Genomic DNA, 22651 nt, shown 5'->3' on the forward strand with positions numbered 1-22651 from the left:
CTCACCGCCGTCCGCGGTGGTCAGGGCCAGGAGCGCTTGGCTCCGGCTGCGGCTCTCCCCCGCCGACGATGAGCTTCTTGTGGGGGCTGTACCTCCTCTCTCTGTCCTGTCTGCGAGGGCATATATCGAACCGGTTCGACGACGATCGTCGGACCATCGTCGTCGTGCCGGCCGTCTCAGTGGGCGTAGCGGCTCCGAGTGCGCCCCACGAGGTGTCCCAGGGCTCCGTCACGCAAGAACACCGGCACGACGTCGAGGGGTGCGTCGACGCGGACGCGTTGTCCGCCGTCGTGCACCACACCGGAGGCCATGTCCGTCCACCTCGCCCCGGCGGGAAGCCACACGTCGCGCTCGCGCGCGCCAGCGGTGAGGACGGGTGCGACGAGGGCGTCGGGGCCGAGGAGGAACTGATCGTCGACGTCCCAGCTGTCGGCGTCGTCGGGGAACTCGTGGAAGAGTCCGCGCATCACCGGCTGGCCGTCGGTGTGCGCAGATCGCATGATGCCGCGCAGGTACGGGCGCAGCGCCTCACGCAGGTGGACGTAGCGTTCGAGAACCCGGTAGACGTCCTCGCCAAAGCTCCACAGCTCGTTGGGCCCCCCGGAGCGTAGTCGCGGCGACCCGTCTGCCGCGACGACGTCCCTGTACGGCAGCCGGTCGCCGTGCATACGCATCACCGGGCTGAACGCTCCGACTTGGAACCATCGAACGAGGAGCTCGTGGAACGCCGGGTCGGTTGCGTCGCCGTGGTGGAATCCGCCGATGTCGGTCGTGAACCATGGGATGCCCGCGACGCCCATATGGATGCCGGCGGTGACCTGGCGGGCAAGGTCCTCCCAGGTCGAGCTGATGTCACCCGACCACACGAGCGCGCCGTAGCGCTGGCTGCCCGCCCATGCGCAGCGCACGAGGTTGACCACCTCGCTCTCGCCGTCCGCCCGCTGCCCGTCCCAGAACGCGCGCGCGTAGAGCTGCGGGTAGAGGTTCCCGACCCGCACGTTCGGGCCGAGGTGGTAGCGGTAGGCATCGAAGTCGTACGCCCCGTACTCGGGCTCGGCTTCATCGAGCCAGAACGTCCGGATCCCGTATGCCCCGTAGTTTCGGCGGCACGTCTCCCACAGCCACTGCCGCGCCGCAGGGTTGGTCACGTCGAGGAACGCACTCGGCCCCTGGAACGCCATCTGCACGTCCAGCCCCCGCTCTGCCCGTACCAGCAGGTTCTCGCGTCGCAGGTGGGAGTAGTTCTCCGACTCGAGCGAGACCTGCGGCCAGACCGAGACCATGAGTTCGACCCCGAGCTCTCGCAGCTCGTCGACCATCGCCGCCGGGTCCGGCCAGAACTCTCCCTCGAACCGGTAGTCGCCCATGCGCGGCCAGTGGAAGAAGTCCGCAACGATCACGTCGAGCGGCAGACCGCGCCGCCGGTGCTCGCGCGCGACCTCAAGGAGCTCCTCCTGGCTCGCGTACCGGAGCTTGCACTGCCAGAACCCCAGTCCCCGCTCCGGCATCATCGGTGCGTGTCCTGTTGCGTCAGCGTAGGCCGAGGCGATCTGCGCGGGCGAGTCGCCGGCCACGACCCAGTAGTCGAGTTGTCGCGTGGACTCCGCGTACCACTCGGTGCGATTGCGTGCGAAGGTCGCGCGCCCTATCGCCGGGTCGTTCCACAGGAACCCGTAACCTGCGCTCGACAGCACGAACGGCACGCTCGCCTGAGAGTTGCGGTGCGCGAGCTCGAACGTGGAGCCCTTCAGGTCGAGCACGTGCTGCTGGTACTGGCCCATGCCGTAGAGCTTCTCCGCGGGGTCGGCTTCGAACGACGCGGTGAGCTCGAGATCCCCGCCGAGGCGCGGCCGGAAACGGCGGGCCTGGAGGTCGAGCGAGCCGCCCCGGCCGTGCTCGCGCAGCAGCAGACGTCCCTGCGCGTCGTAGAAGGAGACCTCGCACGCGGAACGTTCGTGTCCGACCGGCTCGTGGAACCATGTTGTCGCGCGTAGCTCGACCCGCAGAGTGCCGTTGCCGAGTGTTGCGCCGTCAGGCCGCAGTTCGATGCGGACGTCGGGCGAGGGGTCGGCTGGCAGGAGCGCGTGCTCGCTGTCGACGACGTCGCCCATGATGGTCGCCCGAACGCGCGCGCCGTTCGTGCCCCATGGCTCGACGACGAGGGTCTCCCCGCCCCCGCGCCACACGAGGCGGGCGCCCTCGACTCGAACCGGGCTATCGGGATGGTGCATGGTCACCGAGACTCCTCGGGCTAGTCCGGCACATGGTCAGAAGGTGGGGATGAAGACGCGCATGGTCGACGGTCCGCGCTCGGCCCACCGGTGATAGGGAACGAGAGGCAAGGTCAGCTCTTCGCGGGGTGCCGCGGCCGGCCATCTGTGCCGATAGGGCAGCGCGCGGTCTTCCGGTGCAGGCGCCATGATCGATGCGCGCACCAGCGCCCCGTCCTCTTCGGGCTCGGGAGCTACTCCGGGATCGAGGCGCACGTCCTCGAGGGCCACGCCCTCGGGAAGGTCGACTGACTCCAGGCACAGTACGAGCGGGCCTCGTTCCACGGCGACTGTTCCGCGCAAGGCATCGATCCGCGGGTCCGGCCACGTGAACCGAGGCTCTACCGAGAGCTCGAGCGTGACGAGATCACCGGTGGCGATCCCATGAAGGATCGCCCAACCGGGGGCGACGAGCCGCGCCGGCTCTCCGTTCCTGGAGATGGTCGTGCCGTGCGCCCAGGCTGGGATGCGGAGCTGCAAGGTGATGTCGCGAGCCGGTGCATCGGTGATCTCGATGGTCACCGTTCCCGCGTGAGGGTACTGCGTCTCGACGCGAGCGAGGAGGCGTCCACCCTGGGGAAGCCTGGCGTCGATGTCTGCTGACGCGTACTGGAGGATGCTGAGCTCGTCGCCCTCCACCGCGGCGGCGTAGGTGTGCCAGGAGGCCAGGGTGCGGGCGATGTTGGTCGGGCAGCAGGAGACGTCGAACCACGGCGCTCGGACGCCGCCTTCCGCACGAGGGTTCTCGGCGTCCTGCTCGACGCCCTGCCCGGGGACCCGGACTTGGAGCGGGTTGGCGTAGAAGAATGCGCGGCCGTCTGACCGGGGTGAGGTCGCGATGACGTTGTAGAACGTGCGTTCGATGAGGTCGGCGTACCGGACATTGCCGGTCGCGAGGTAGAGGCGCCAGGACACCATGACGGACGCGACGCCGGCGCACGTCTCGCAGTAGGCCCGGTCGGCGGGCAGCTCCCAGTCGTCGCCGAAGCCCTCGTCCTGGTGCCGTGACCCCATACCTCCCGTGAGGTAGGTGCGACGCTCGACGGTCTGATCCCACTGCCCCGCGACCGCCTCGAGAAGCTGGGCGTCGCCCGTGTCGACGGCTACGTCGACGGCCCCAGCAGCGAGGTAGAGCGCACGTACGGCGTGCCCGCGCCATACGTCCGCGTCGCGTACGGGGACGTCATCCTGGAAGTAGGCGGGGCTGAGCAGCGGGATCGGAGTCAGCGTCCCGTGACCGCGCCGCGCGACGAACAGTCGTGCCTGCTCTGTGTAGCGCGGCTCGCCCAGGGCGCGGCCGAACTCGGCCAGCCCTACCTCGATCTCCGGGTGCCCGCAGATGCCCTGGCGTCCCTCTGGGCCGAACTCGCGGCACACCTGGTCCGCGGCGCGGCGCGCGATCTGGACAAGAAGGTCCTCGCCCGCGGTCCGCACACGCGCGACCGCTGCCTGCAGGAGGTGCCCGACGCAGTAGAGCTCGTGTCCTCGCTCGAGATCGCTCCAGCGTTCGGGTCTGCCCGGGTGGCCATAGCAGGTGTTGAGGTAGCCGTCCTCATCCTGAGCCGCCGCGACGCGCTCGACGAGGCTGTCGTACGCGGTGGCGAGGGCCGGCTCGCCCGTGCGAGCGAGCTCCCACGCCATCGCCTCCAAGATCTTGTAGACCTCGGAGTCAGAGAACTGCCAGCCTGGGCGGTTCTCGCCCGTCCTGCCCTGCGCGACGGCATCGAAGTTGGCCAGCCATCCGAGCCGGTCCATCCAGGTCAGGCAATGATTGATGGTGGCCCACCCGTTCGTCACCTGGAGCCTGCCCCAGAACCCACCGGTGAGCCGGACCTCACCCATGCCCAGGCCGCGGCGCCCTGGCGGGGACGTCGCGACAGGGCTTGCCAGCTCCGGTCCGGGCACGGGATCGAAGCCGGTGCTCGACGGCGCGAAGCCCGCCACGGTGGTCGATCGTTCGGTCACGAGGTGTCCTTCGTTAGAAACGCCGCGAGGGGTGCGGCGACTGGTTCACGCCCGGGCCGATCCGGGCATCCTGTGCTGGCTTCTCAGTCCTTCACGGCGCCGGCTGTGACCCCGGCAGCGACGTAGCGCTGCGCCAGGACGAGCAAGACAGCCGCGGGGACGGACGCGACGACGGCGGTAGCCATGATCGCGTTCCACTGCGTCGTGTTGTTCCCGATGTAGTTGTAGATCCCGAGCGTGATGGGGATGAGGTCCCCGTTGCGGTTGAGCGTGGAGGCGAAGATGAAGTCTGACCACGCCCACAGGAACGCGAACAACGAGACGGTCACGGTGGAGTTGCGGCTTACCGGCAGCACGATCGACACGAACGTGCGCCATGCCCCCGCGCCGTCGACACGCGCGGCCTGGAGCAGCTCGCGCGGGATGCCGGACATGAACGCGGTGTACAGCAGCACGCCGAACGGCACTGCGATGGTCGAGTCAGCGATGATCAGCCCGCCCACGGTGTTCAGCAGGCCGAGGCGCACGTAGATCGCGTAGAAGCCCATGGCCATGACGACGGCGGGGATCATCTGGGCGACGAGGAGCAGGAAGTTCAGCGTCCTGCGGCCCCGCAGGTTGAGCAGCGCGAGTGCGTAGCCGGCCGGCGCGGCGATGAGCACCGTGAGCACCACGCACCCGAGGCCGACGAGCAGGCTGGTGCCGAGCGCAGGAAGCTGCTGGGCGAAGACCGCCTGGTAGCCGTCGAAGGTCGGCTCCCAGGGGAACCAGTGCGGCGGGTCGGCGCGCAGGTCCTTGGTCTGCGTGAGCGAGACGTTCACCATCCAGTAGACGGGGAACAGCATGAGCGCGGTGAAGACGACGCCGAGCGCGGTCTTCCACCAGGGGCGGGTGGTGGTCATGACGCCTCCTGACGGCGCTGGAGCTGCAGGTGCAGGAACCCGAAGACGAGCGCGACGAGGATGAGGATGTTGCCGACCGCCGCCGCGGGCGAGAAGTCGGGCTGACCGGTGCCGAACGCCTCGCGGTAGGACCAGACGGCGAACGTGGTCGAGGCGTCGCCCGGACCGCCCGTCGTCATGATCCAGATGACGTCGACGACCTTGAGCGTGTAGATGAGCCCAAGCAGGATCGTGATCGCGGAGACGGGACGCAGCAGCGGGAGCGTGATGCTGCGGAACTGCCGCCAGGCGCCGGCGCCGTCCAGCGACGCCGCCTCGTAGACCTCACCGGGGATGTTCTGCAGACCGGAGTACAGGATCACCAGGTTGAACGGGATGCCGAGCCAGATGTTCGCGATCGTGACGGCGATGAGCGCCGTGTCCGGCGACGTGAGCCAGTTGATCTGCCCGACCCCGAAGGCCCCGAGCACCGAGTTCACGATGCCGTTGTCGCTGTTGAGCATCCATGCCCAGGTGGACGACGACACGATGAGCGGCAGGAGCCACGGCACGAGGAACAGGGCCCGCAGGATGCCGGAGAGCCGGAAGCTCGACCGGAAGAACACCGCGAGCGCGAGGCCGATGGCGAACTGGAAGACGATCGAGACGACCGTGAAGAACACCGTGTTCCACAGGGCCGTGGGGAAGGTCGACGACGCGAAGACGTCGGCGAAGTTGTCGAGCCCCACGAACTCCGGGTTCCCCTGGACGAACGCACGGATGGTGTAGTCGTGCAGGCTGAGGTCGATGTTCCGCCACAGCGGGTACGCGTAGAAGAGCACCAGGTAGGCCAGGAGCGGTGCGGCGAACCCGAGGGCTGCCCACTGGCTGGCGTTCGGTCCCCGCCGGCGGCGCGGCCCCGTGGGGGCGGCGGGCGTGGTGCCCGCCGCTCCCCCGGTGCCCGCGCGCGTCCCGACGGCGGTCGGGAGGGTGGTCATGATCGTCCTTCGTCCGGGTATGTGATCGTTCACATGCGACGTCCGTCGCGTGCGTGCGAGGGTCAGCTCGTCGCGGCCTCGGCGTCGGACTGGGCCGTGGAGAGCGCGTCCTGCGGCGTCGCGGCGCCCGACAGGGCGTTCTGGACCGCGGTCCACAGCGCCTCGGAGATCTTCGGGTAGTCGGTGCCGAGGTTGTCGCTCGTGCGGCCCTTGGCGCTACGGACAGCCTCGACCCAGGTCTCGAGCTCCGGCTTCTCCGCGAGGAGCTGCTCCTGTCCCGCCTCGGTCGGCGGCACGTAGTACGCGAAGGTGTTGGCCGTCTCGACAAAGCCCTCGGGCGTCGTCATGCACTCGACGATCTGCCGGGTGACGTCGTAGCGGGAGTCGTCCTTCTGCACCGGGGCCACGATGAACTCGCCACCCGTCGGGGCGGGGGCCACGCCGCCGTCCTTCGCGGGGAGCTGGATCACGCCGGTCTCGAAGTCGGCCTCGGCCGCGCTGTTGACCTGCCAGGTACCGTTCTCCGCGAACGCGAAGTCCCCCGTGAGGAACTCCTCCCAGACGGTGTTCTGCGAGTTCTGGATGACCGAGTTCGGCGCGTAGCCGGCGTCGAGCCAGTCCTTCCACAGCGTGAGCGCCTCGACCGCCTCGGGCGAGTCGAGCTGGGTGAGGTCGGCGCCCGCGCCCCAGAACCACGGCAGGAACTGGAACGAGCCCTCCTCCGTGCCGATGCCCGCGAACGTGATGCCCTTGTGACCGGCCCCGGTCACGGCCTGGAGCGCGGCTGTGAGCGACGCCCAGTCGGTGATCGTGCTCGGGTCCACGCCAGCCTCGTCGAGGACCGCCTTGTTGTAGTAGAGCGCGAGCGTGTTGGCGCCGATCGGGATGCCGTACGCGTCGCCGTCGAGCACGCCCGCCGCGAGGAGGTTCTCGTCGACGTCGGACGTGTCGAGCCCGAGCTCCTCGGTGGTCGTGAGCATGCCGGTGTCGGCGAGCGTCGAGACGGCCGGGTTGTCGAGCAGGATCACGTCCGGGGACGTGCCCTCCTGCGCGGACAGGAGCGCCTGGTTGGTGAGCGCCGTCGTGTCGTAGGCCGTGCGCTGGATCGTGACCCCGGCGTCCTCACCGCACTGCTGGACTCGCGCCTCCCAGTCGGACGACTTGTCGTGCTGCGGGTACGGGTCCCACCACGTGTAGGTGGTGCTGCTGCCCGTCGTCTCGCCACCGGCGCCGCTACCGGACGAGCAAGCCCCGACGAGCGCCAGGGTGATGGTGGTGAGGACAGCGGTCCCCGCGAGGGCGACCGGCTTGCGCCGCGTGTGGTGCATCTCGAGTTCCTCCTTGAACGATGGCGGCCGACGGCGTCGGCGACCTGGTCTCGGGCCCGCGCTCGGCACGGACCGCCGGTGGGGCTAGGCCCCGGTGCGTCGAGGCGGCGCCCCCGTGCTGCCGCGGTCGACGAGCTCGGGCGTCACGAACCGCGTCACGTGCGGCTCGTCGCCCCCGACCTCCCCCTCGATGCGCCGCACGAGCTGGCGCACGGCCATCCGGCCGAGGCGGTCGGGCGCGGACTCGACCGAGGAGAAGGGCAGGGAGAACGTGCGGGCAAACTCGTCCGAGTAGCGCCCGACGACGGACAGGTCCCGCGGGGCTGACAGGCCGCGGTCATGCAGGACCGTGGGGAGGGCGGCGGCCGCCGCCTCGTTGTTGACGAGCAGACCGGTCGCACCGGGGTGCGCGTCGAGCAGCGCGTGCAGCGCACGGCCGACGTCCGGCTGGCTCGAGGGGCCGAAGGCCGCGTGCAGCGTGATCCCGCGCGCCCGCGCGGCCTCGAGCGCGGCGTTCTGCAGGCGCCACACGTAGGCACCGCCGCGCTCGACCACGTGCTCGGGCTGCGACACGAGGACGAGCTCGCGGTGCCCGAGCCGGTGGAGGTGCTCGACCATGAGCCGGCCCGCCTCCTCGAAGTCGAGGTCGAACACGTCGACCCCCGTGCAGTCGGCGGGCAGCCCGACCAGCGCGCCCGGCTGGGGCGCCGCGCGCAGGATCGGGAGACGCTCGTCGTCCTCGGCGACGTTGAGCAGGACCACGCCGTCGACCATGCGCGAGTCCGTCATCCGCCGCAGGGCGCGCGTGCCGTCCGCGTCGGTCGCGAGCAGGATGTCGTAGCCGTGCTCGCGCGCGGTGTTCGACACCCCGAGCATGTACTGCAGCATCGCGGGCGCGAACTCGTCCTCGAGGAACTGGGCGAGCAGCCCGATGACCATCGTGCGCGTGGTCGCGAGCGCGCGGGCACCCGCGTTCGGGGTGTACCCGAGCGTCCGGACCGCGTCCTCGACGCGCCGGCGCACGTCCGCCGAGATCGCCCTCTTCCCCGAGAGCGCGTACGACGCCGTGCTGCGTGAGACACCCGCGACCCGGGCGACGTCTCCAATGGTGGCCACAATGCCTCCTCCTAGCGAACCGGTTCGACAGTAGCGCTCGAGAGCGCCCTAAACAAGCCACAACCCCTCGACCGTCGACGGAGTCCAGTCTCGAACCGATTCGACGTGATCGGAAACGTCGCGGATGACGGGACGGCCGCGGCGTCGAGGACCGAGTGCCCGCCCGCCGTCGCATCCCCAGGAACCGTGGAGGCAGGCATCCCGGGAAGCGTTGCGACCGTGCGGTAGCGACGAGCCATCTGCGCCCGCATCTCGACCCCGAAACCCGAACCGTCCGGAGCCAGCTCTGGTTCGCCGAGACAGAACCGCGCCCCCTCCCCTGATGGCGGTCTCTCCCGCGACGAACCGGGCGCATCGGGTGCTTGCGACATCTCTTGACGCCTCCTTCACCCGGCAGTAGCGTTCTTGCGTGTTGATGCAAGAAATCAACACTCCGTTGTGCGGTGCGGCACAGCGGGTCCGCAATTCTCGAAGGTACTGACCCGAGCCAGCCGGCCCCGGCCGGACCTGCGCCGCGGCCCGTCCTCCGACCCGGGCGTCCGGTCCGGTGCGGGGTCGCGCTCGGCGCGGCCTGACGCCCGTCGACGACGACGGGAGATCGAGGACATCGATGAGACATCGACCCAGCACGTCGAACCGCACACCCGCCGGGGCGCCGCCGCGCCGGCTCCGCCTGCTCGCCGCGACCGCGGGGGCGGCCGCCCTGCTCGTCCCGCTCGGCCTGACGACCACCGCGACGGCGGCGCCCACGGTGCTGTCCACCGGGAAGTCGACGGCGGCGAGCAGCAACAACTCGCCGTACCTGTCCGGCAACCTCACCGACGGCAACCAGGGCACCTACTGGGAGTCGACCAACAACACGTTCCCCCAGTGGGCGCAGGTCGACCTCGGCGCGCCCGCCACGGTCGAGGACCTCGTGCTCAAGCTGCCCACGGGCTGGGAGACGCGCAACCAGACCCTCAGCGTGCAGTCCAGCACCGACGGCTCGACCTTCTCCACGATCAAGGCGTCGCAGGCGTACGCGTTCAACCCCGCGTCGGGGAACACCGTGACGATCGACGTGCCGGACACGTCCGCCCGCTACGTGCGCGTGCAGATCACCGCGAACACGGGTTGGCCCGCGGGCCAGCTCTCCGAGCTCGAGGTGCGCGGCACGGCCGGCGGCACCGACCCGGGAGACCCCGGCGACCCGGAGCCTCCGACCGGCACCAACCTCGCGCTGAACAAGCCGATCGAGGCGTCGTCGACCGAGTGGCAGTTCGTGGCGAAGAACGCGAACGACGACAGCACCTCGACCTACTGGGAGGGCGCGGGCGGCCAGTACCCGAGCACGCTCACCGTGTCCCTGGACTCCGCGGCGCAGCTCACGAACGTCGTCGTCAAGCTCCCGCCCGCGTCGGTGTGGGGCCCGCGCACCCAGACCTTCGAGGTCCAGGGTCGCGCGACCACGACCGGCGCGTGGCAGACGCTCAAGGCGTCGGCGGGCTACGCGTTCTCTCCGAGCACCGGGAACACCGTGAACGTCCCCGTGACCGGCACCGCCAAGGACGTGCGGCTGCGGTTCACCGGCAACACCGGCTCCGGCAACGGCCAGGTCGCCGAGCTCCAGGTGTTCGGCACCGCCGCGCCCAACCCGGACCTCGTGGTCACGAGCGTCACCGCGACCCCCGCGTCACCGCTCGAGTCGCAGGCGATCACGCTGGCGGCCGTCGTCAAGAACATCGGCACGCAGTCGTCGGCCGCGACCGACGTCGCGTTCACGCTGAACGGCCAGACCGTCGCGACCAAGCCGGTCGGCGGCCTCGCGGCCGGCGCCCAGGCGACCGTCACGGCCGACGTCGGAGCCCGCCCCGCCGCGAGCTACACGATCGGCGCGGTCGCCGACGCGGGCAGCACGGTGGCCGAGCAGAACGAGGGGAACAACGCCTACGCCAACCCGACCCCGCTCGTCGTCACCGCCGTCCCGAGCTCGGACCTCCTCCCGACCCTCACGTGGTCGCCGAGCAACCCCGCCGCGGGCAGCACCGTGACCTTCTCCGCGACGATCGCCAACCAGGGCAACGTCGCGACGTCGACGGCCGCGCACGGCCTCACCGTCACCGTGACGAACAAGGCGACGGGCGCCGTCGTGCGCACCCTCACCGGCTCCGCGAGCGGCGCGATCGCCGCGGGCGCCAGCAGCACGAGCGTCAACCTCGGCACGTGGACCGCCGCGAACGGCAACTACGACCTCAAGGTCGTCGCCGCGCCGGACTCGACCGAGGTCTCCGCGAAGCAGGCCAACAACACCGCCACCCGACCGCTCTTCGTCGGGCGCGGCGCCAACCTGCCGTTCGACACGTACGAGGCGGAGGACGGCGTCACGGGCGGCGGCGCGACCGTGCTGGCGCCCAACCGCGTCGTCGGCGACCTCGCGGGCGAGGCGTCGGGCCGCCGCGCGGTGACGCTCAACCAGACCGGCGCGTACGTCGAGTGGACCACCAAGGCCCCGACGAACACCCTGCTGACCCGCTTCTCCATCCCCGACTCGGCGGGCGGCGGCGGGACGAACGCGACCCTCGCGATCTACGTCGACGGCCAGTTCCTCAAGAACATCGACCTCACCTCGCGCTACGCGTGGCTCTACGGCAACGAGACCAACCCGGGCAACCAGCCGGGCCAGGGCGCGCCGCGGCACGTCTACGACGAGGCGAGCACGCTGCTCGGCACGACCGTCCCGGCGGGCTCGAAGATCCGCCTCCAGAAGACGGCGAGCAGCACGAGCCAGTACGCGATCGACTTCGTCGACCTCGAGCTCGCGACGCCGCAGGCGAACCCGAACCCCGCGCAGTACACGCAGCCCGCGGGCTTCACGCACCAGGACGTCCAGGCCGCGCTCGACAAGGTCCGCATGGACGCCACGGGCACGCTCAAGGGCGTCTACCTCCCGGCCGGCGACTACCAGACGTCGAGCAAGTTCCAGGTCTACGGAAAGGGGGTCGACGTCGTCGGCGCCGGGCCGTGGTTCACGCGGTTCTTCGCGCCGCAGGGCCAGGAGAACACCGACGTCGGCTTCCGTGCCGAGGCGAGCGCGAACGGCTCGACGTTCCGCGACTTCGCGTACTTCGGGAACTACACGTCGCGCATCGACGGCCCGGGCAAGGTCTTCGACTTCGCCAACGTGAAGAACATGACGATCGACAACATCTGGGTCGAGCACATGATCTGCATGTTCTGGGCGTCCAACATGGACGACTCGGAGGTCACGAACTCCCGCATCCGCAACACGTTCGCGGACGCGATCAACATGACCAACGGCAGCGCGAACAACCACGTCCACAACAACCAGGCGCGCGGCACCGGTGACGACTCGTTCGCGCTCTTCGCGGCCACCGACAACGGCGGCAGCGGGCAGCGCGGCAACGTGTTCGAGAACCTCACCTCGACCAACACCTGGCGTGCCGCCGGCCTCGCGGTCTACGGCGGCCAGGACAACACGTTCCGCAACATCTACATCGCGGACACGCTGGTCTACTCGGGCGTCACGATCAGCTCGCTCGACTTCGGGTACCCGATGGAGGGCTTCGGCCCGGCGCCCACCGTGTTCGACGGGCTCACCGTCGTCCGCTCCGGCGGGCACTTCTGGGGCGACCAGGTGTTCGGTGCCGTGTGGATGTTCTCGGCGTCCAAGGCGTTCGGGAACATCCAGGTGAACAACCTCGACGTCATCGACCCGACGTACTCCGGGATCATGTTCCAGACGAACTACGTCGGCGGGCAGCCGCAGAACACGTTCCAGAACCCGACCTTCACCAACGTCACCATCACGGGGGCGAAGAAGAGCGGGGACCAGTACGACGCCAAGTCGGGCTACGGCATCTGGGCCAACCCGATGCCGGAGGCCGGCCAGGGCCCGGCCGTGGGCACGGCGACGTTCACCAACCTCACGTTCTCGGGCAACTTCCGGGACATCGAGAACACGACGTCGACCTTCACCATCACGCGCAACTGACGTCCGTCCACACCCCGCTCGACGCCGCAGCCCGCCTCACGGGGCGGGCTGCGGTGCGTCCGGGGCACGCAGGTCGGGCCGCTCGCCCGACCCGAACCGCCACCGCATCGCCGCGTGCTCGGCCGTGCGCTCGTAGGCGAACACGACCTCGGGCCGCACCGCGAAGACGAGCGCCGGGTCGCCGTCGTTGACGAACGCGCCGTCCTCGACCGTGAACGACCACTCGTCGCCGTACTTGCAGCGCCACCGCTCGGCGAGCCGGTGCAGCGCGGCGTCCTCGGTGACGCGCACGGCCGTCCCTTCCACGACGACGTCGAGCGCGTCCTCGTAGACGTTCGTCCCGGTCGTGAGCACCACGTGCGGGTTCTCGGCGAGGTTGCGGGCCTTGCGCTCGTGCGGCCCCGTGGTGACGTGCAGGCAGCCGTCCGCGACGACCGTCATGAGCGGCGTGACGTGCGGCCGGCCGTCGGGCCGCACGGTCGAGATCCAGGAGATCTCGGCGCGCTCGAGCGCCCGCCGGACGGACTCCCAGGGCACCGGGCTCGCGCCCGGGGAGCTGTAGCCGGGGATCAGCGTGCCCTCCGGCGCGCCGGGCGTGCCCGTGGGCGGTGCGGTCGTCATGCGCCTCTCGTCGGCGGTCTCGTCCGTCCTTCCTGGGACCGTCGAGCACGCCCGGACTCATCGGCCTCAGCCCAGGTCGCCGGGCCCCGCCTCGTGGCCCGGCCGCCCGGCCGTGCGGCGCTCCTGCTTCATGCGCGCCTCGAAGAGATGGCGCACGCCACCCGCGAGCTGCTCGCGCGCCGCGCGCTCGTGGTCGCGGAACACCGACCAGTAGCCGTCGTCGTACTCCTCGACGAGCTGGAACGTCCAGCGTCCGGGCGCGACGTTGCGCCCGACCAGGTCGGTCGCGATCCGGTCGGCGACCTCCGCGTGCCCCGCCGCCCGGAGCTTCTCGACGGCGTCGCCGAGCGCGAGGTCCGCCTCGCCGGTGAGCTGGTGGAACGTGTACAGGTGCCCGCGCGCCCGCTCGGTCGTCTCGAGCGCCTCGCTCAGCGCGCCGAGCGCCTCGACGGTCGCGTCGCTCACGCCCGGCGGGGTCTCTCTCGTGGGCAGGTCGGCAGGGTTCGGGGGCGTCTGCTCGCTCACGCGCCCACGCTAGGTGGGGGCGCACCCGCCCGCACGCCGCGCCCGGCCGGGACCGCGCGCGTCGGCGGGCTGTGACAGGGTTGACCAGCCACCCCCGACCGAGGACACCGCTGCGCCCATGCCCCAGACCGCACCCGTACCGACCGTCTCGACCGAGGCCACCCCGAGCCAGCGACCCCACCGGGCGGCGCGGCTCGAGGACCGGTGGCGCGCCGTCGTCTCCCGCTTCCAGAAGGCGCGCGGGTGGCGACCCCGCGTGGAGCCGTTCGCCGGGTACGGCAGCCCCCGACGCGTCCGCGTCCTGGGCCGTGTGCTCCTCGCGAGCCCCGCGTTCGACCCCGCGCTGCACGAGCGCGAGTCCGCGGACCGCCGCGGGTGGCGGTACTTCTTCACCGCCCCGGCGCCGCGGGAGGAGGTCCGGGTCCACGTCGGCGGCACGACCGTCGACCTCGTGTCCGACCGCGGCGGCTACCTCGACGCCACGATCGACGTCGCGCTCGCTCCCGGGTGGCACGACGTGACGTTCCGCCCGTCCTCGGGCGCCGTCGCGAAGGGCCGCGTGTTCGTCGTGGCCGACGGGCGCCGGCTCGGCGTCGTGTCCGACATCGACGACACCGCGATGGTGACCGCCGTCCCCCGCCCGTTCATCGCGGCGTGGAACACGTTCGTCCGGCACTCGAGCGCGCGCGTGCCCGTGCCGGGCATGGCCGCCCTGTACCGCGGGATCGCGACGGAGCGCCCCGGCACGCCGTTCGTCTACGTCTCGACCGGCGCCTGGAACACCGCCGCGAACCTGCGGCGCTTCCTCCAGCGCCACGGGTTCCCGCCCGGCCCGCTCCTGCTCACCGACTGGGGCCCGACGAACACCGGCTGGTTCCGCAGCGGCCCCGAGCACAAGGACACGTCCCTCGACCGCCTCTTCCGCGAGCTGCCCGACGTCGACTGGCTGCTGGTGGGCGACGACGGCCAGCACGACCCCGAGATCTACGCGCGTGCGGCGCGGCGGTACCCGGACCACGTCGCGGCCGTCGCGATCCGCGAGCTGACGCCCGCGCAGCAGGTCCTCGCCCACGGCTCCCCGCTGCCCACGCCGGGCAGCCTCCCGGGCGAGGTCGGCAGCGGCGTCCCGACGGCGTTCGGCCCCGACGGCGACGCGCTCACCCGTGCCCTCGCCCGGGCCCTGCGCCGCTGAGCGGTCGGGGGCGGGGCCGACCCGGCCCGCCGGGTGAGCGACGCCACCTCGTGACCTGCCCGGCGCGCCGGGATGCCGCGTGTCGTCGCGGGTGATTGCCTGAGGGAATGACGACGCCGGAGCTGCCCTTCCCCATGCCCGACCCCGAGCCCGAGCAGCCGCGGCGCACCTGGCCGTGGATCGTGCTCACGGTCGTCGCGGTGGTGGTGATCGGTGTCGTCGTGTGGCTCGTCAACCGCCCGGCGGACGACGCGCCCGCGGCGGAGACCCCGACGGCGACGGAGTCCCCGAACCCGTCGCCGACGGACACCGGCACGACGACCGACGACACGTCGACGCCCGCTGCCGAGGGGTGCCCGGCGGCGGGCGACGGTGTCCCCGCCGGGGCGGGCACGCACGAGATCGTCGACGTCGACGGTGACGGCCGCCCGGACACCGCGTGGCTGACCGGGGGCGCGGACCGCGCGTTCGGGATCACGACGGCCTCGGGTGCGACGTTCTCCGCGCCGATCGAGTCGGCGAGCCCGGTCGCGGCGAGCGCCGTCGTCCAGCTCGTCGCCGCGGGCGACGCCACCGCGCCGATCGCCCTCGTCGACACCGGCCGCGAGGTCCTGCTCTTCTCCGCCGCCGACTGCGCCGTCACGCCGACGCAGAACTCCCAGGGCGAGCAGTACACGTTCGACAAGGGCTTCACCGGGTTCGGCACGGGCGTCGGGTGCACCGAGGTCGACGGGGAGCTGCACCTCGCGGGCCTGAACGCCGTGTCGGACGACGGCACGGCCTTCACCGTCTCGCGCACCTTCGTCGACCTCGACGCGGGCGCGCAGACGGCGACGAACGGCGAGGAGGAGACCGTCGCCCAGGACGCCGCCCCGGACGACCCGGTCGTCACCACGGCCCAGGAGACCACCTGCGGCGACCTGGTAGCGGGCCAAGACGGCCCGCTAGAGCCCCAGTGACCCTGCCGAGCACGACGTTGCTGTCGTTATCGGGCTGATAACGACAGCAATGTCGTGCTCGACGGGGGCTTCCTCGGGGGTCAGCGGGCGTCGGCGAAGCGGTCCAGCTGGCTCGGGGACAGCGTGACGTCGCGCGCGGCCATCGCCTCGTCGACCTGCTCGATCCTGCTCGCCCCGACGATGGGCGAGATCCCCTGGCTCATGAGCCAGGCCAGGACGACCTGGTTCGGCGTCGCCCCCGTCTCCCGGGCGACCTCGCCGAGCACGCGGAGCACCCGCTCGGTGCCGGGATGGTCGTAGCCCGCGGAGAACGGGCGGTCCGCACGGGTGTACCCGCCCATCATCAAGGGCGTGTAGCACCACAGGTCGAGCCCTTCCGTGCGGGCGTGGTCGAGGTCGTCCGGGGCCAGGAGCTTGTGGCCCGCCTCCGGGACCGTGGTCCCCGGACGGGGCTGCACGAGGGAGTGCCGAAGCTGCAGCGCCGACCACTCGGCCACGCCCTGCCGACACGCGAGGTCACGCGCCTGCTGCACCCGCCACGACGCGTGGTTGGCCGCGCCGATCCGGGTGGCACGCCCCTCGGCCACCGCCTCTCCGAACGCGGCGACCGTCTCGCCGAGGTCCACCGTCCGGTCCTCCGCGTGCGCCCACAGCAGGTCGACGTGGTCGACGCCGAGGCGCTCGAGGCTCCCGTCGAGGCCCGCCCGGACGGCGGACGCGGAGAGGCCCTCCGCGCTCTCGGGCCAGGCGTGCGCGACCAGCGGGTCCTGGCGGACCTTGGTCGCGAGCCCGACGGCCGAGCGCGCCCCCGGGTTCGCCCGCAGCCACGCGCCGAGCACGCGCTCGCTGGCGCCGCCCAGACCGCTCGGGTCGGTCCAGAAGGCGTAGCAGTTGGCGGTGTCGAGCCAGTGGCCGCCGGCCTCGACGAAGCGGTCGAGCAGCCGGAACGCGGTGGTCTGCTCCACGCGCGTGCCGTGGTCCATGGTCCCGAGGACGATCTGGGGGGCGTTCTGCTGTGCGGTCATGGCCCCGATGCTCGATGCTGGAGCGCGCTCCAGGTCAAGCCGTGCTCGACGACGGAGCCGACTCCCCCTCGTCACCCGGGCCCGGGCTCGCTCCGGCCTGCTCGCGGTAGTACGCGATCTTCTCGTCGAGCACGCCGAGCGCGAGGTCGATCCGCGCCCTGCGCTCGTGCAGCTCCCGCCGATGGCTTTGGAGGAACGCGACGCGGTCCGCGGGGCTCCCCTCGCGGCGCAGGAGCGACGTGAACTCGCGCAGCTCGGAGATCCCCAGCCCGGCGTCCCGGAGGCACGTGACCAGCCCGATCCAGAACAGGTCGTCGCCGTCGTAGGCCCGGTGGCCGCCGACCGTCCGGGCGATCGGCCCGATGAGCCCCTCCCGCTCGTAGTAGCGGAGGGTGTCGAGGCTGACGCCTGCTCGGGCGGCGGCCGCCTGCGGCGTGAGCGTGTCGGACATGAGGAGCCTCTCTCTGCGCGATCGGTACCCGCCCCTGATTCTGGGTCCTGGTGCGCGCTCCAGGCCAACACCGCCCGGCTCACCCGCGCCCGCACACCCGGCACGTGCCACGGCGCCGGAGCCAGTAGGCGTAGGTCGCGGCGCCGAGCGCGAGCGACCAGACCGGCCACAGGAGCGTCGGCCCGACGGCGCCCCACGAGTCCGCGGTCAGGGCCAGCCGGCTCTCGCCGAACCCGAGGACGATGAGCGAGAGCCCCGCGGGGAGCACCGCGACCGCGACGATCGTCGCGGGGACGACCGCCAGCCCGACGGGGACCCTGCGCCCCGCGAGCCCGACCATCCACCGGGGGAAGACCTCGCCCCAGCGCTGGAAGAGGCCGAGCGTGAGCACGGCACCGACGAGCGCGAACCCGCCCAGCCCGAGCGCCGCGACCCAGCCGTCGTCCCCGGCGAGCTGCGCGACGTCGTCGGGCGAGAAGCCGAGCGGGATGCCGAGGACCCAGGCGATGCGCGTCACCGCGTAGAACGTCGGGATCGCGGCGGCGACGAGCGCGGCCGTCCGGCCCCAGCGCGCCGCGGCGGCGGGCGCGGTCCACGCGGGGTCGTGCCCGTCGTGGCGGCGCCCGCAGGACGCGCACGCCCCGGCCCCGCGGCGCACGAACCGCCACGTCGAGGCGACGAGCAGGGCCGCGCCGGCCAGGAGCGCGAGCTGGGTCAGCGGGCCTGGGCCCAGGAAGTCCTCGAACGCCGCCCGGATCACGGGGTCGAACGGCGCCATGACGAGCGTGACCGGCAGGTACCCGAGCCGCGCCAGGATCGACGCGTCGGTGAGCGCGAGCACCCCGGCCGAGACGACCGCGGTCGCCGCGACGGTCAGCGCGCGGTCGGCCCGGGCGACGGGGCCGTGCCGGGCCCCGAGCCACGCCCGCAGCGCGGTCGCCGCGCCGACGAGGGCGAGGACCGCGACCCACGGCGTGAGCGTCGCGCCCGCGACCCCGCTCAGGGCGCCGAACGACAGGTCGTTCGCGTCGCCCACCGCAAGCGTGCCGCCGGTCAGGGTGACGACGAGGGCCGCGACTCCCCCGACCGCCCACCACGCCGCGGCGGTCGGGGCGATCCACCGACCACGGGCGGCGTGCGTCCCGGGACCGGGCGGCGCTCCGGCGAGGGACCCGACGGCGACCGTGCGCGGGCCGGACGGTGCAGCAGAGGACGGGGGCGGGGTTCGTGTGCTCATGACTCGACCCTCGCGTCCGGCAGGCCGCGCCGGATCCCCCGCGGCGACGACGACGCTCCCCCGCGCGGGGGATCAGTCGCGCGCGGGCCCGCGACGCAGAGCCCGGAGCGCGCCCGTGGACCACAGCGCCCACGCCACGAGGACGGGCTGGAAGAACAGGCGCACGAACCGCTTGGCGTCCGTGTCGAGGCCGAACCCGTCCTTGCCCTCGAGCCACTGGCCGACGTTCCCCGGGAAGATGACGACGAAGAACGCGGCGGCGACCAGGCCCACCGCGACCCGCCAGCGGGACAGCACGACGAGCGCGCCACCCAGCGCGATCTCGACGGCCCCCGAGGCGAGCACCGTGACGTCCTCGTCGACCGGGAACCACGACGGCACCTGGGCCTGGAACTCCTCCCGCGCGACCGTGAGGTGGCTGACGCCCGCACCCACGAGGGCGAGCCCGAGCGCGACCCGAGCGAGCGTCGCGACGGGCGGGACGGGCGGTGCGGGGCGGGTGAGCACGGAGAGGTCCATGGCGCGATCGTCGCACCGGGCCGGGACACCCGCAGCGTTGCGTGCCGGCCCGCCCGTCAGCCGGCCCGCACGAACCCGGACTCGTACGCGCGGACGACGGCCTGGGTGCGGTCGCGCACGCCGAGCTTGGCGAGCACGTTGCCCACGTGCGTGCGCACCGTCTCGACACCGAGATAGAGCTCGCCCGCGATCTCCGCGTTCGAGAGCCCCCGCGCGACGAGGCGCAGCACCTCGCCCTCGCGCTCGGTGAGCCGCGCGGCGCGCAGCTCGTCGCCCGCGGGGGGTCGTGCCGTCGCGAGCCGGCGGACGGCGTCGGGGAACAGGAGCGACTCGCCCCGCGCGACGACCCGCACGGCCTGTGCGACCTCCTCGGGCCGCGCGCGCTTGAGCAGGAACCCGTGCGCGCCCGCGCGGAGCGCGTCGAGCACGTGGTCGTCGTTCTCGAACGTCGTGAGGACGAGCACGCGCGGTGCGTCGGCGCGCGCGAGGAGCGCGCGCGTCGCGGCGATGCCGTCGACCCGCGGCATGCGCACGTCCATGAGCACGACGTCGGGGAGCGCCCGCGCGACGACCCCCGGCACCTCCGCGCCGTCCCCCGCCTCGCCGACGACCTCGAGGTCCGGCTCCGCGTCGAGGATGACGCGCAGCCCCGCGCGCACGAGCGGCTCGTCGTCCACCAGCACCACACGCGTCGTCCCGCCGCTCATCCGCCCGATCCTGCCAGCGGGAACGTCGCGCGCACGACCCACGCGCCGCCGTCGGGCACGGGACCCGCCGATACCTCACCGCGCAGCAGCTGGGCCCGCTCCCGCATGCCCGCGAGGCCGTGCCCCTCACGGCCGGGACCGTCGGGTGCCCGACGACGCGTGCCTGGCCCGAGCGAGTTGCGCACCTCGACGACGAGCGCGCCGCCCGGACCCCGCGCCACAGCGGCGGCGACCGCCTCGCCCGGGGCGTGGCGGAGCGCGTTCGTGAGCGCCTCCTGGACGACTCGGTACGCCTCCCGGGACACCGCGCGCGGCACGTCCGGCAGCATGTCGTCGCCCTGCGCAAGGTGCACGTCGACGCCCGTGCGGCGCGCGTCGTCGAGCAGGGCGTCGAGGTCGGCGAGCGTGCGCGCCGGGCTGCGCACGGGCGCGCGCGGTCCGCCAGCCTCGGCCGGCGACGCCTCCGCGCGGAGCAGCCCGAGGACGTGGTCGAGGTCCGCCATCGCGGTACGGCCCGTCTCCTCGATCGCGGCGAGCGCGGCTCGTGCGGCGACCGGGTCTCGATCGAGGAGGCGGGCGGCCGCGGCGGCCTGGAGGGTCGTGACGGTCAGCGCGTGCCCCACCGAGTCGTGCAGCTCGCGCGCGAGCCGGCCCCGCTCGGCGTCGCGGTCGGCCGCCGCCTCGAGCTCCGCGATGCGCTCCGACTGGTCGGGGCCGAGGAGCGGGAGGGCCGCCTGCCGGAGCACCGCGCGCGCGAGCGCGACGGCGTACGGGACGGCGAGCAGCGCGAGCACCGCGGTGACCAGCCACGTCCACGCGGGCAGCGCCTCCCACGGCCGCCAGTCGGTGAGGAGCACCGGCTCGACCCCCGTCGCGGAGAGCACGAGCTGCGTCGCGACCGGGACGAGGAACAGCACCACGACGAGCACCGCGGCGCCGAGCGCGAGGTGCAGCCCGTACCAGGCAGCGGCGCGCCATCGGGTGGCCGCACCCGGGGGCGAGGCACCCGCCGGCACGGGCACGTCGACGTCGAGGAACGTCCGCGCGGCCGCGATCTCGAGCGCGCGGACGGGGGCGAGGAACGGCGGCGTGCTCACGAGGACCGCGGAGACGAGCGCGAGGACGAGTGTCGCGACGCGCGGCGTCTGCAGCGAGGCGAACATCTGCACGAACCCGGCGACCAGCGTCACGTACGCTCCGGCGACCACCCCGCCGACCACGAGGTAGACCCCGGCCCGGACGGTGGCCGCGCTGCGCAGCGGCGCGACGGCCCGGTCCCACCCGCTCCGCCCCGGCGCGGTCGCCGCGCGGGACGGTCGGGCGTCGTCGGGCGTCATGGCCCCAGTCTCGCGGGACCGGGCAGGGCGCGCCTCCCCCGGCCGGGGGATCCGCAACCCCGGTCACGCCCGCGCTCGGCTCCCGCCGCACGTGCCCGCGCGGTCCCGCGCGAGCGCTGGTCCAATGGGCGCATGGTCGGCTTCTGGTGGGGCCTCGTCGGCGCGTCGTCGCTGCTCCTCGGCGCGGCGCTGGTCTTCTGGCGACCGCCGGGCCAGCGGCTCGTCGGGCTCATCATGGCGTTCGGCTCGGGCGTCCTCATCAGCGCGGTCGCGTACGACCTCGTGGAGGACGCGTCCACGCACGCGAGCGGGCTCGTGCTGCTCGCGGGCCTCGCGGGCGGTGCGCTGACGTTCTTCGTCGGCGACCGCATCATCGACCGGATGGGCGGCGGGGGCCGCAAGCGGTCCACGGGCGTGCAGGCGGAGTCCGTCCAGGCGGCGGGCGGGACCGGGGGTGCGGCGATCGCGCTCGGCACGGTGCTCGACGGCATCCCCGAGTCGGTCGTGCTCGGCGCGACCCTCATCGGCGGCGGCGGGGTGAGCGTCGCGATGCTCGCCGCCGTGTTCGTCTCGAACCTGCCCGAGGCGATGTCCGCGACGTCCGGGCTGCTCAAAGCGGGCACGAAGCCCTCTCGGCTCTGGGTGCTGTGGGGGTCGACGACCCTGGTCTCGGCGCTCGCGGCCGGGATCGGCTACGTCGCGCTCGACGGCGCGTCGCCCGCGGTCGTGGCGATTACGCAGGCGTTCGCCGCCGGGGCGCTGCTCACCATGCTCGTCGACACGATGATCCCCGAGGCGACGGAGTTCGGCGGCCCGGTCACCGGGCTCGTCACGGTGCTGGGCTTCGCGACGGCGTTCGGGCTGAGCTCGCTCTGAGCGTCAGGCGGCGAGGTCCTGGCCGCTCATGCGGTGGATCGACGCCATGACCTCGTCCGTGAGCTCGCGCCGCGCCTGCGCGGGCTTGGTGCCGGCCGTGATCTGACGCTGCGGGTCGATGGGCTTGCCGAAGTGCACCTCGACGCGGTGCAGGCGCGGGATCCGCTTGCCGATGGGCTGGACCTTGTCCGTGCCGCGCACCGCGACGGGGACCACCGGGGCGTGCCCGGCGAGCGCGAGCCACGCCACGCCCGTACGGCCCGCGTGCAGCTTGCCGTCGCGCGAGCGCGTGCCCTCGGGGTAGATGCCGAACGCGCCGCCGCGCTGGAGCACCTCGAGGGCGTCCTCGAGCGAGCGCTGACCGGCGCGCGGGTCGTCGCGCTGGACGGGGATCATGCCGATCGTCGTGAAGAACCAGCGCGACAGGCGGCCCTTGAGACCGCGGCCGGTGAAGTACTCGGCCTTGGCGAGGAACGTGACGTGCCGCGGCGCGACGATCGGGATGAGGATCGAGTCGATGAACGACAGGTGGTTGCTCGCGAGGATGACCGCCCCGTTGCGCGGGATGTTGTTGCGTCCGGTCACCTGTGGCCGCAGCAGCACGTAGGCGAGCAGCGACAGGATGAGCCTCAGGACGCGATAGGTCATTCGTT

General features: G+C 72.6%; 19 protein-coding genes. 4 read left to right on the plus strand and 15 right to left on the minus strand.

Annotation, left to right across the window (positions count from 1 at the left end; genetic code table 11):
- Window positions 1–176 precede the first annotated feature (176 nt).
- The 6 genes from AC6CH9_RS09830 to AC6CH9_RS09855 form a co-directional block, all read right to left on the minus strand.
- Window positions 177–2231 (minus strand): glycoside hydrolase family 31 protein, encoded by a 2055-nt coding sequence (locus AC6CH9_RS09830; RefSeq protein WP_498154716.1) that lies wholly within the window; start codon window positions 2229–2231, stop codon window positions 177–179.
- 36 nt (window positions 2232–2267) lie between these two features.
- Window positions 2268–4235, minus strand: a complete 1968-nt coding sequence (locus AC6CH9_RS09835; RefSeq protein ID WP_498154717.1) for a glycoside hydrolase family 127 protein — start codon at window positions 4233–4235, stop codon at window positions 2268–2270.
- A gap of 83 nt (window positions 4236–4318) precedes the next feature.
- Entirely contained in the window at window positions 4319–5137 is an 819-nt protein-coding gene (locus tag AC6CH9_RS09840; protein WP_498154718.1) for a carbohydrate ABC transporter permease, read from the minus strand.
- Window positions 5134–6114 (minus strand): carbohydrate ABC transporter permease, encoded by a 981-nt coding sequence (locus tag AC6CH9_RS09845; RefSeq protein WP_498154719.1) that lies wholly within the window; start codon window positions 6112–6114, stop codon window positions 5134–5136. Before AC6CH9_RS09845 ends, AC6CH9_RS09840 begins: the two co-directional genes overlap by 4 nt.
- 62 nt (window positions 6115–6176) lie before the next feature.
- A complete protein-coding gene (locus tag AC6CH9_RS09850) occupies window positions 6177–7442 on the minus strand; it encodes a sugar ABC transporter substrate-binding protein (protein ID WP_498154720.1) in 1266 nt (421 codons plus the stop codon).
- Window positions 7443–7526: 84 nt separating this feature from the next.
- Window positions 7527–8558 (minus strand): LacI family DNA-binding transcriptional regulator, encoded by a 1032-nt coding sequence (locus AC6CH9_RS09855; protein ID WP_498154721.1) that lies wholly within the window; start codon window positions 8556–8558, stop codon window positions 7527–7529.
- Window positions 8559–9168: 610 nt separating this feature from the next.
- On the opposite strand from AC6CH9_RS09855, the gene AC6CH9_RS09860 reads away from it, so the two are divergent.
- Complete coding sequence (locus AC6CH9_RS09860; protein WP_498154722.1) at window positions 9169–12549, plus strand: discoidin domain-containing protein; 3381 nt, start codon at window positions 9169–9171, stop codon at window positions 12547–12549.
- Between the two features lie 36 nt (window positions 12550–12585).
- Here the strand turns inward: AC6CH9_RS09860 and AC6CH9_RS09865 are convergent, their stop codons facing one another.
- Both AC6CH9_RS09865 and AC6CH9_RS09870 read right to left on the minus strand, forming a co-directional pair.
- Window positions 12586–13170, minus strand: a complete 585-nt coding sequence (locus AC6CH9_RS09865) for a pyridoxamine 5'-phosphate oxidase family protein (RefSeq protein ID WP_498154723.1) — start codon at window positions 13168–13170, stop codon at window positions 12586–12588.
- A 66-nt stretch (window positions 13171–13236) separates the two neighbouring features.
- The gene (locus AC6CH9_RS09870; RefSeq protein ID WP_498154724.1) at window positions 13237–13695 is read right to left on the minus strand and encodes a hypothetical protein; all 459 of its coding nucleotides are present in this window, start codon (window positions 13693–13695) and stop codon (window positions 13237–13239) included.
- A 118-nt stretch (window positions 13696–13813) separates the two neighbouring features.
- Between AC6CH9_RS09870 and AC6CH9_RS09875 the strand changes: the two genes are divergently transcribed.
- Both AC6CH9_RS09875 and AC6CH9_RS09880 read left to right on the plus strand, forming a co-directional pair.
- Window positions 13814–14887: an App1 family protein phosphatidate phosphatase gene (locus tag AC6CH9_RS09875; protein ID WP_498154725.1), complete on the plus strand. Its 1074-nt coding sequence runs from the start codon at window positions 13814–13816 to the stop codon at window positions 14885–14887.
- A 107-nt stretch (window positions 14888–14994) separates the two neighbouring features.
- Window positions 14995–15846, plus strand: a complete 852-nt coding sequence (locus tag AC6CH9_RS09880) for a hypothetical protein (RefSeq protein ID WP_498154726.1) — start codon at window positions 14995–14997, stop codon at window positions 15844–15846.
- 80 nt (window positions 15847–15926) lie between these two features.
- Here AC6CH9_RS09880 and AC6CH9_RS09885 read toward each other — a convergent pair whose 3' ends face one another.
- From AC6CH9_RS09885 to AC6CH9_RS09910, 6 genes are all read right to left on the minus strand, one after another.
- Complete coding sequence (locus tag AC6CH9_RS09885; RefSeq protein WP_498154727.1) at window positions 15927–16871, minus strand: aldo/keto reductase; 945 nt, start codon at window positions 16869–16871, stop codon at window positions 15927–15929.
- Window positions 16872–16905: 34 nt separating this feature from the next.
- Window positions 16906–17322, minus strand: coding sequence for a MerR family transcriptional regulator (locus tag AC6CH9_RS09890; protein ID WP_498154728.1), 417 nt, complete (start codon window positions 17320–17322; stop codon window positions 16906–16908).
- A 79-nt stretch (window positions 17323–17401) separates the two neighbouring features.
- Window positions 17402–18559: a hypothetical protein gene (locus AC6CH9_RS09895; RefSeq protein WP_498154729.1), complete on the minus strand. Its 1158-nt coding sequence runs from the start codon at window positions 18557–18559 to the stop codon at window positions 17402–17404.
- 72 nt (window positions 18560–18631) lie between these two features.
- Window positions 18632–19078: a DoxX family protein gene (locus tag AC6CH9_RS09900; RefSeq protein WP_498154730.1), complete on the minus strand. Its 447-nt coding sequence runs from the start codon at window positions 19076–19078 to the stop codon at window positions 18632–18634.
- A gap of 56 nt (window positions 19079–19134) precedes the next feature.
- Window positions 19135–19785: a response regulator gene (locus AC6CH9_RS09905; protein WP_498154731.1), complete on the minus strand. Its 651-nt coding sequence runs from the start codon at window positions 19783–19785 to the stop codon at window positions 19135–19137.
- Window positions 19782–21122, minus strand: coding sequence for a sensor histidine kinase (locus tag AC6CH9_RS09910; RefSeq protein WP_498154732.1), 1341 nt, complete (start codon window positions 21120–21122; stop codon window positions 19782–19784). The genes AC6CH9_RS09905 and AC6CH9_RS09910 overlap by 4 nt, the downstream gene beginning before the upstream one ends.
- A gap of 132 nt (window positions 21123–21254) precedes the next feature.
- Here AC6CH9_RS09910 and AC6CH9_RS09915 point away from each other — a divergent pair, with 132 nt between their 5' ends.
- Complete coding sequence (locus AC6CH9_RS09915) at window positions 21255–21998, plus strand: ZIP family metal transporter (RefSeq protein ID WP_498154733.1); 744 nt, start codon at window positions 21255–21257, stop codon at window positions 21996–21998.
- 3 nt (window positions 21999–22001) lie between these two features.
- Here the strand turns inward: AC6CH9_RS09915 and AC6CH9_RS09920 are convergent, their stop codons facing one another.
- On the minus strand, window positions 22002–22646 hold the full coding sequence (locus AC6CH9_RS09920) for a lysophospholipid acyltransferase family protein (protein WP_047230993.1): 645 nt from the start codon (window positions 22644–22646) through the stop codon (window positions 22002–22004).
- Window positions 22647–22651: the final 5 nt, after the last annotated feature.

The sequence above is a fragment of the Cellulosimicrobium sp. GQ32 genome, assembly GCF_059758455.1.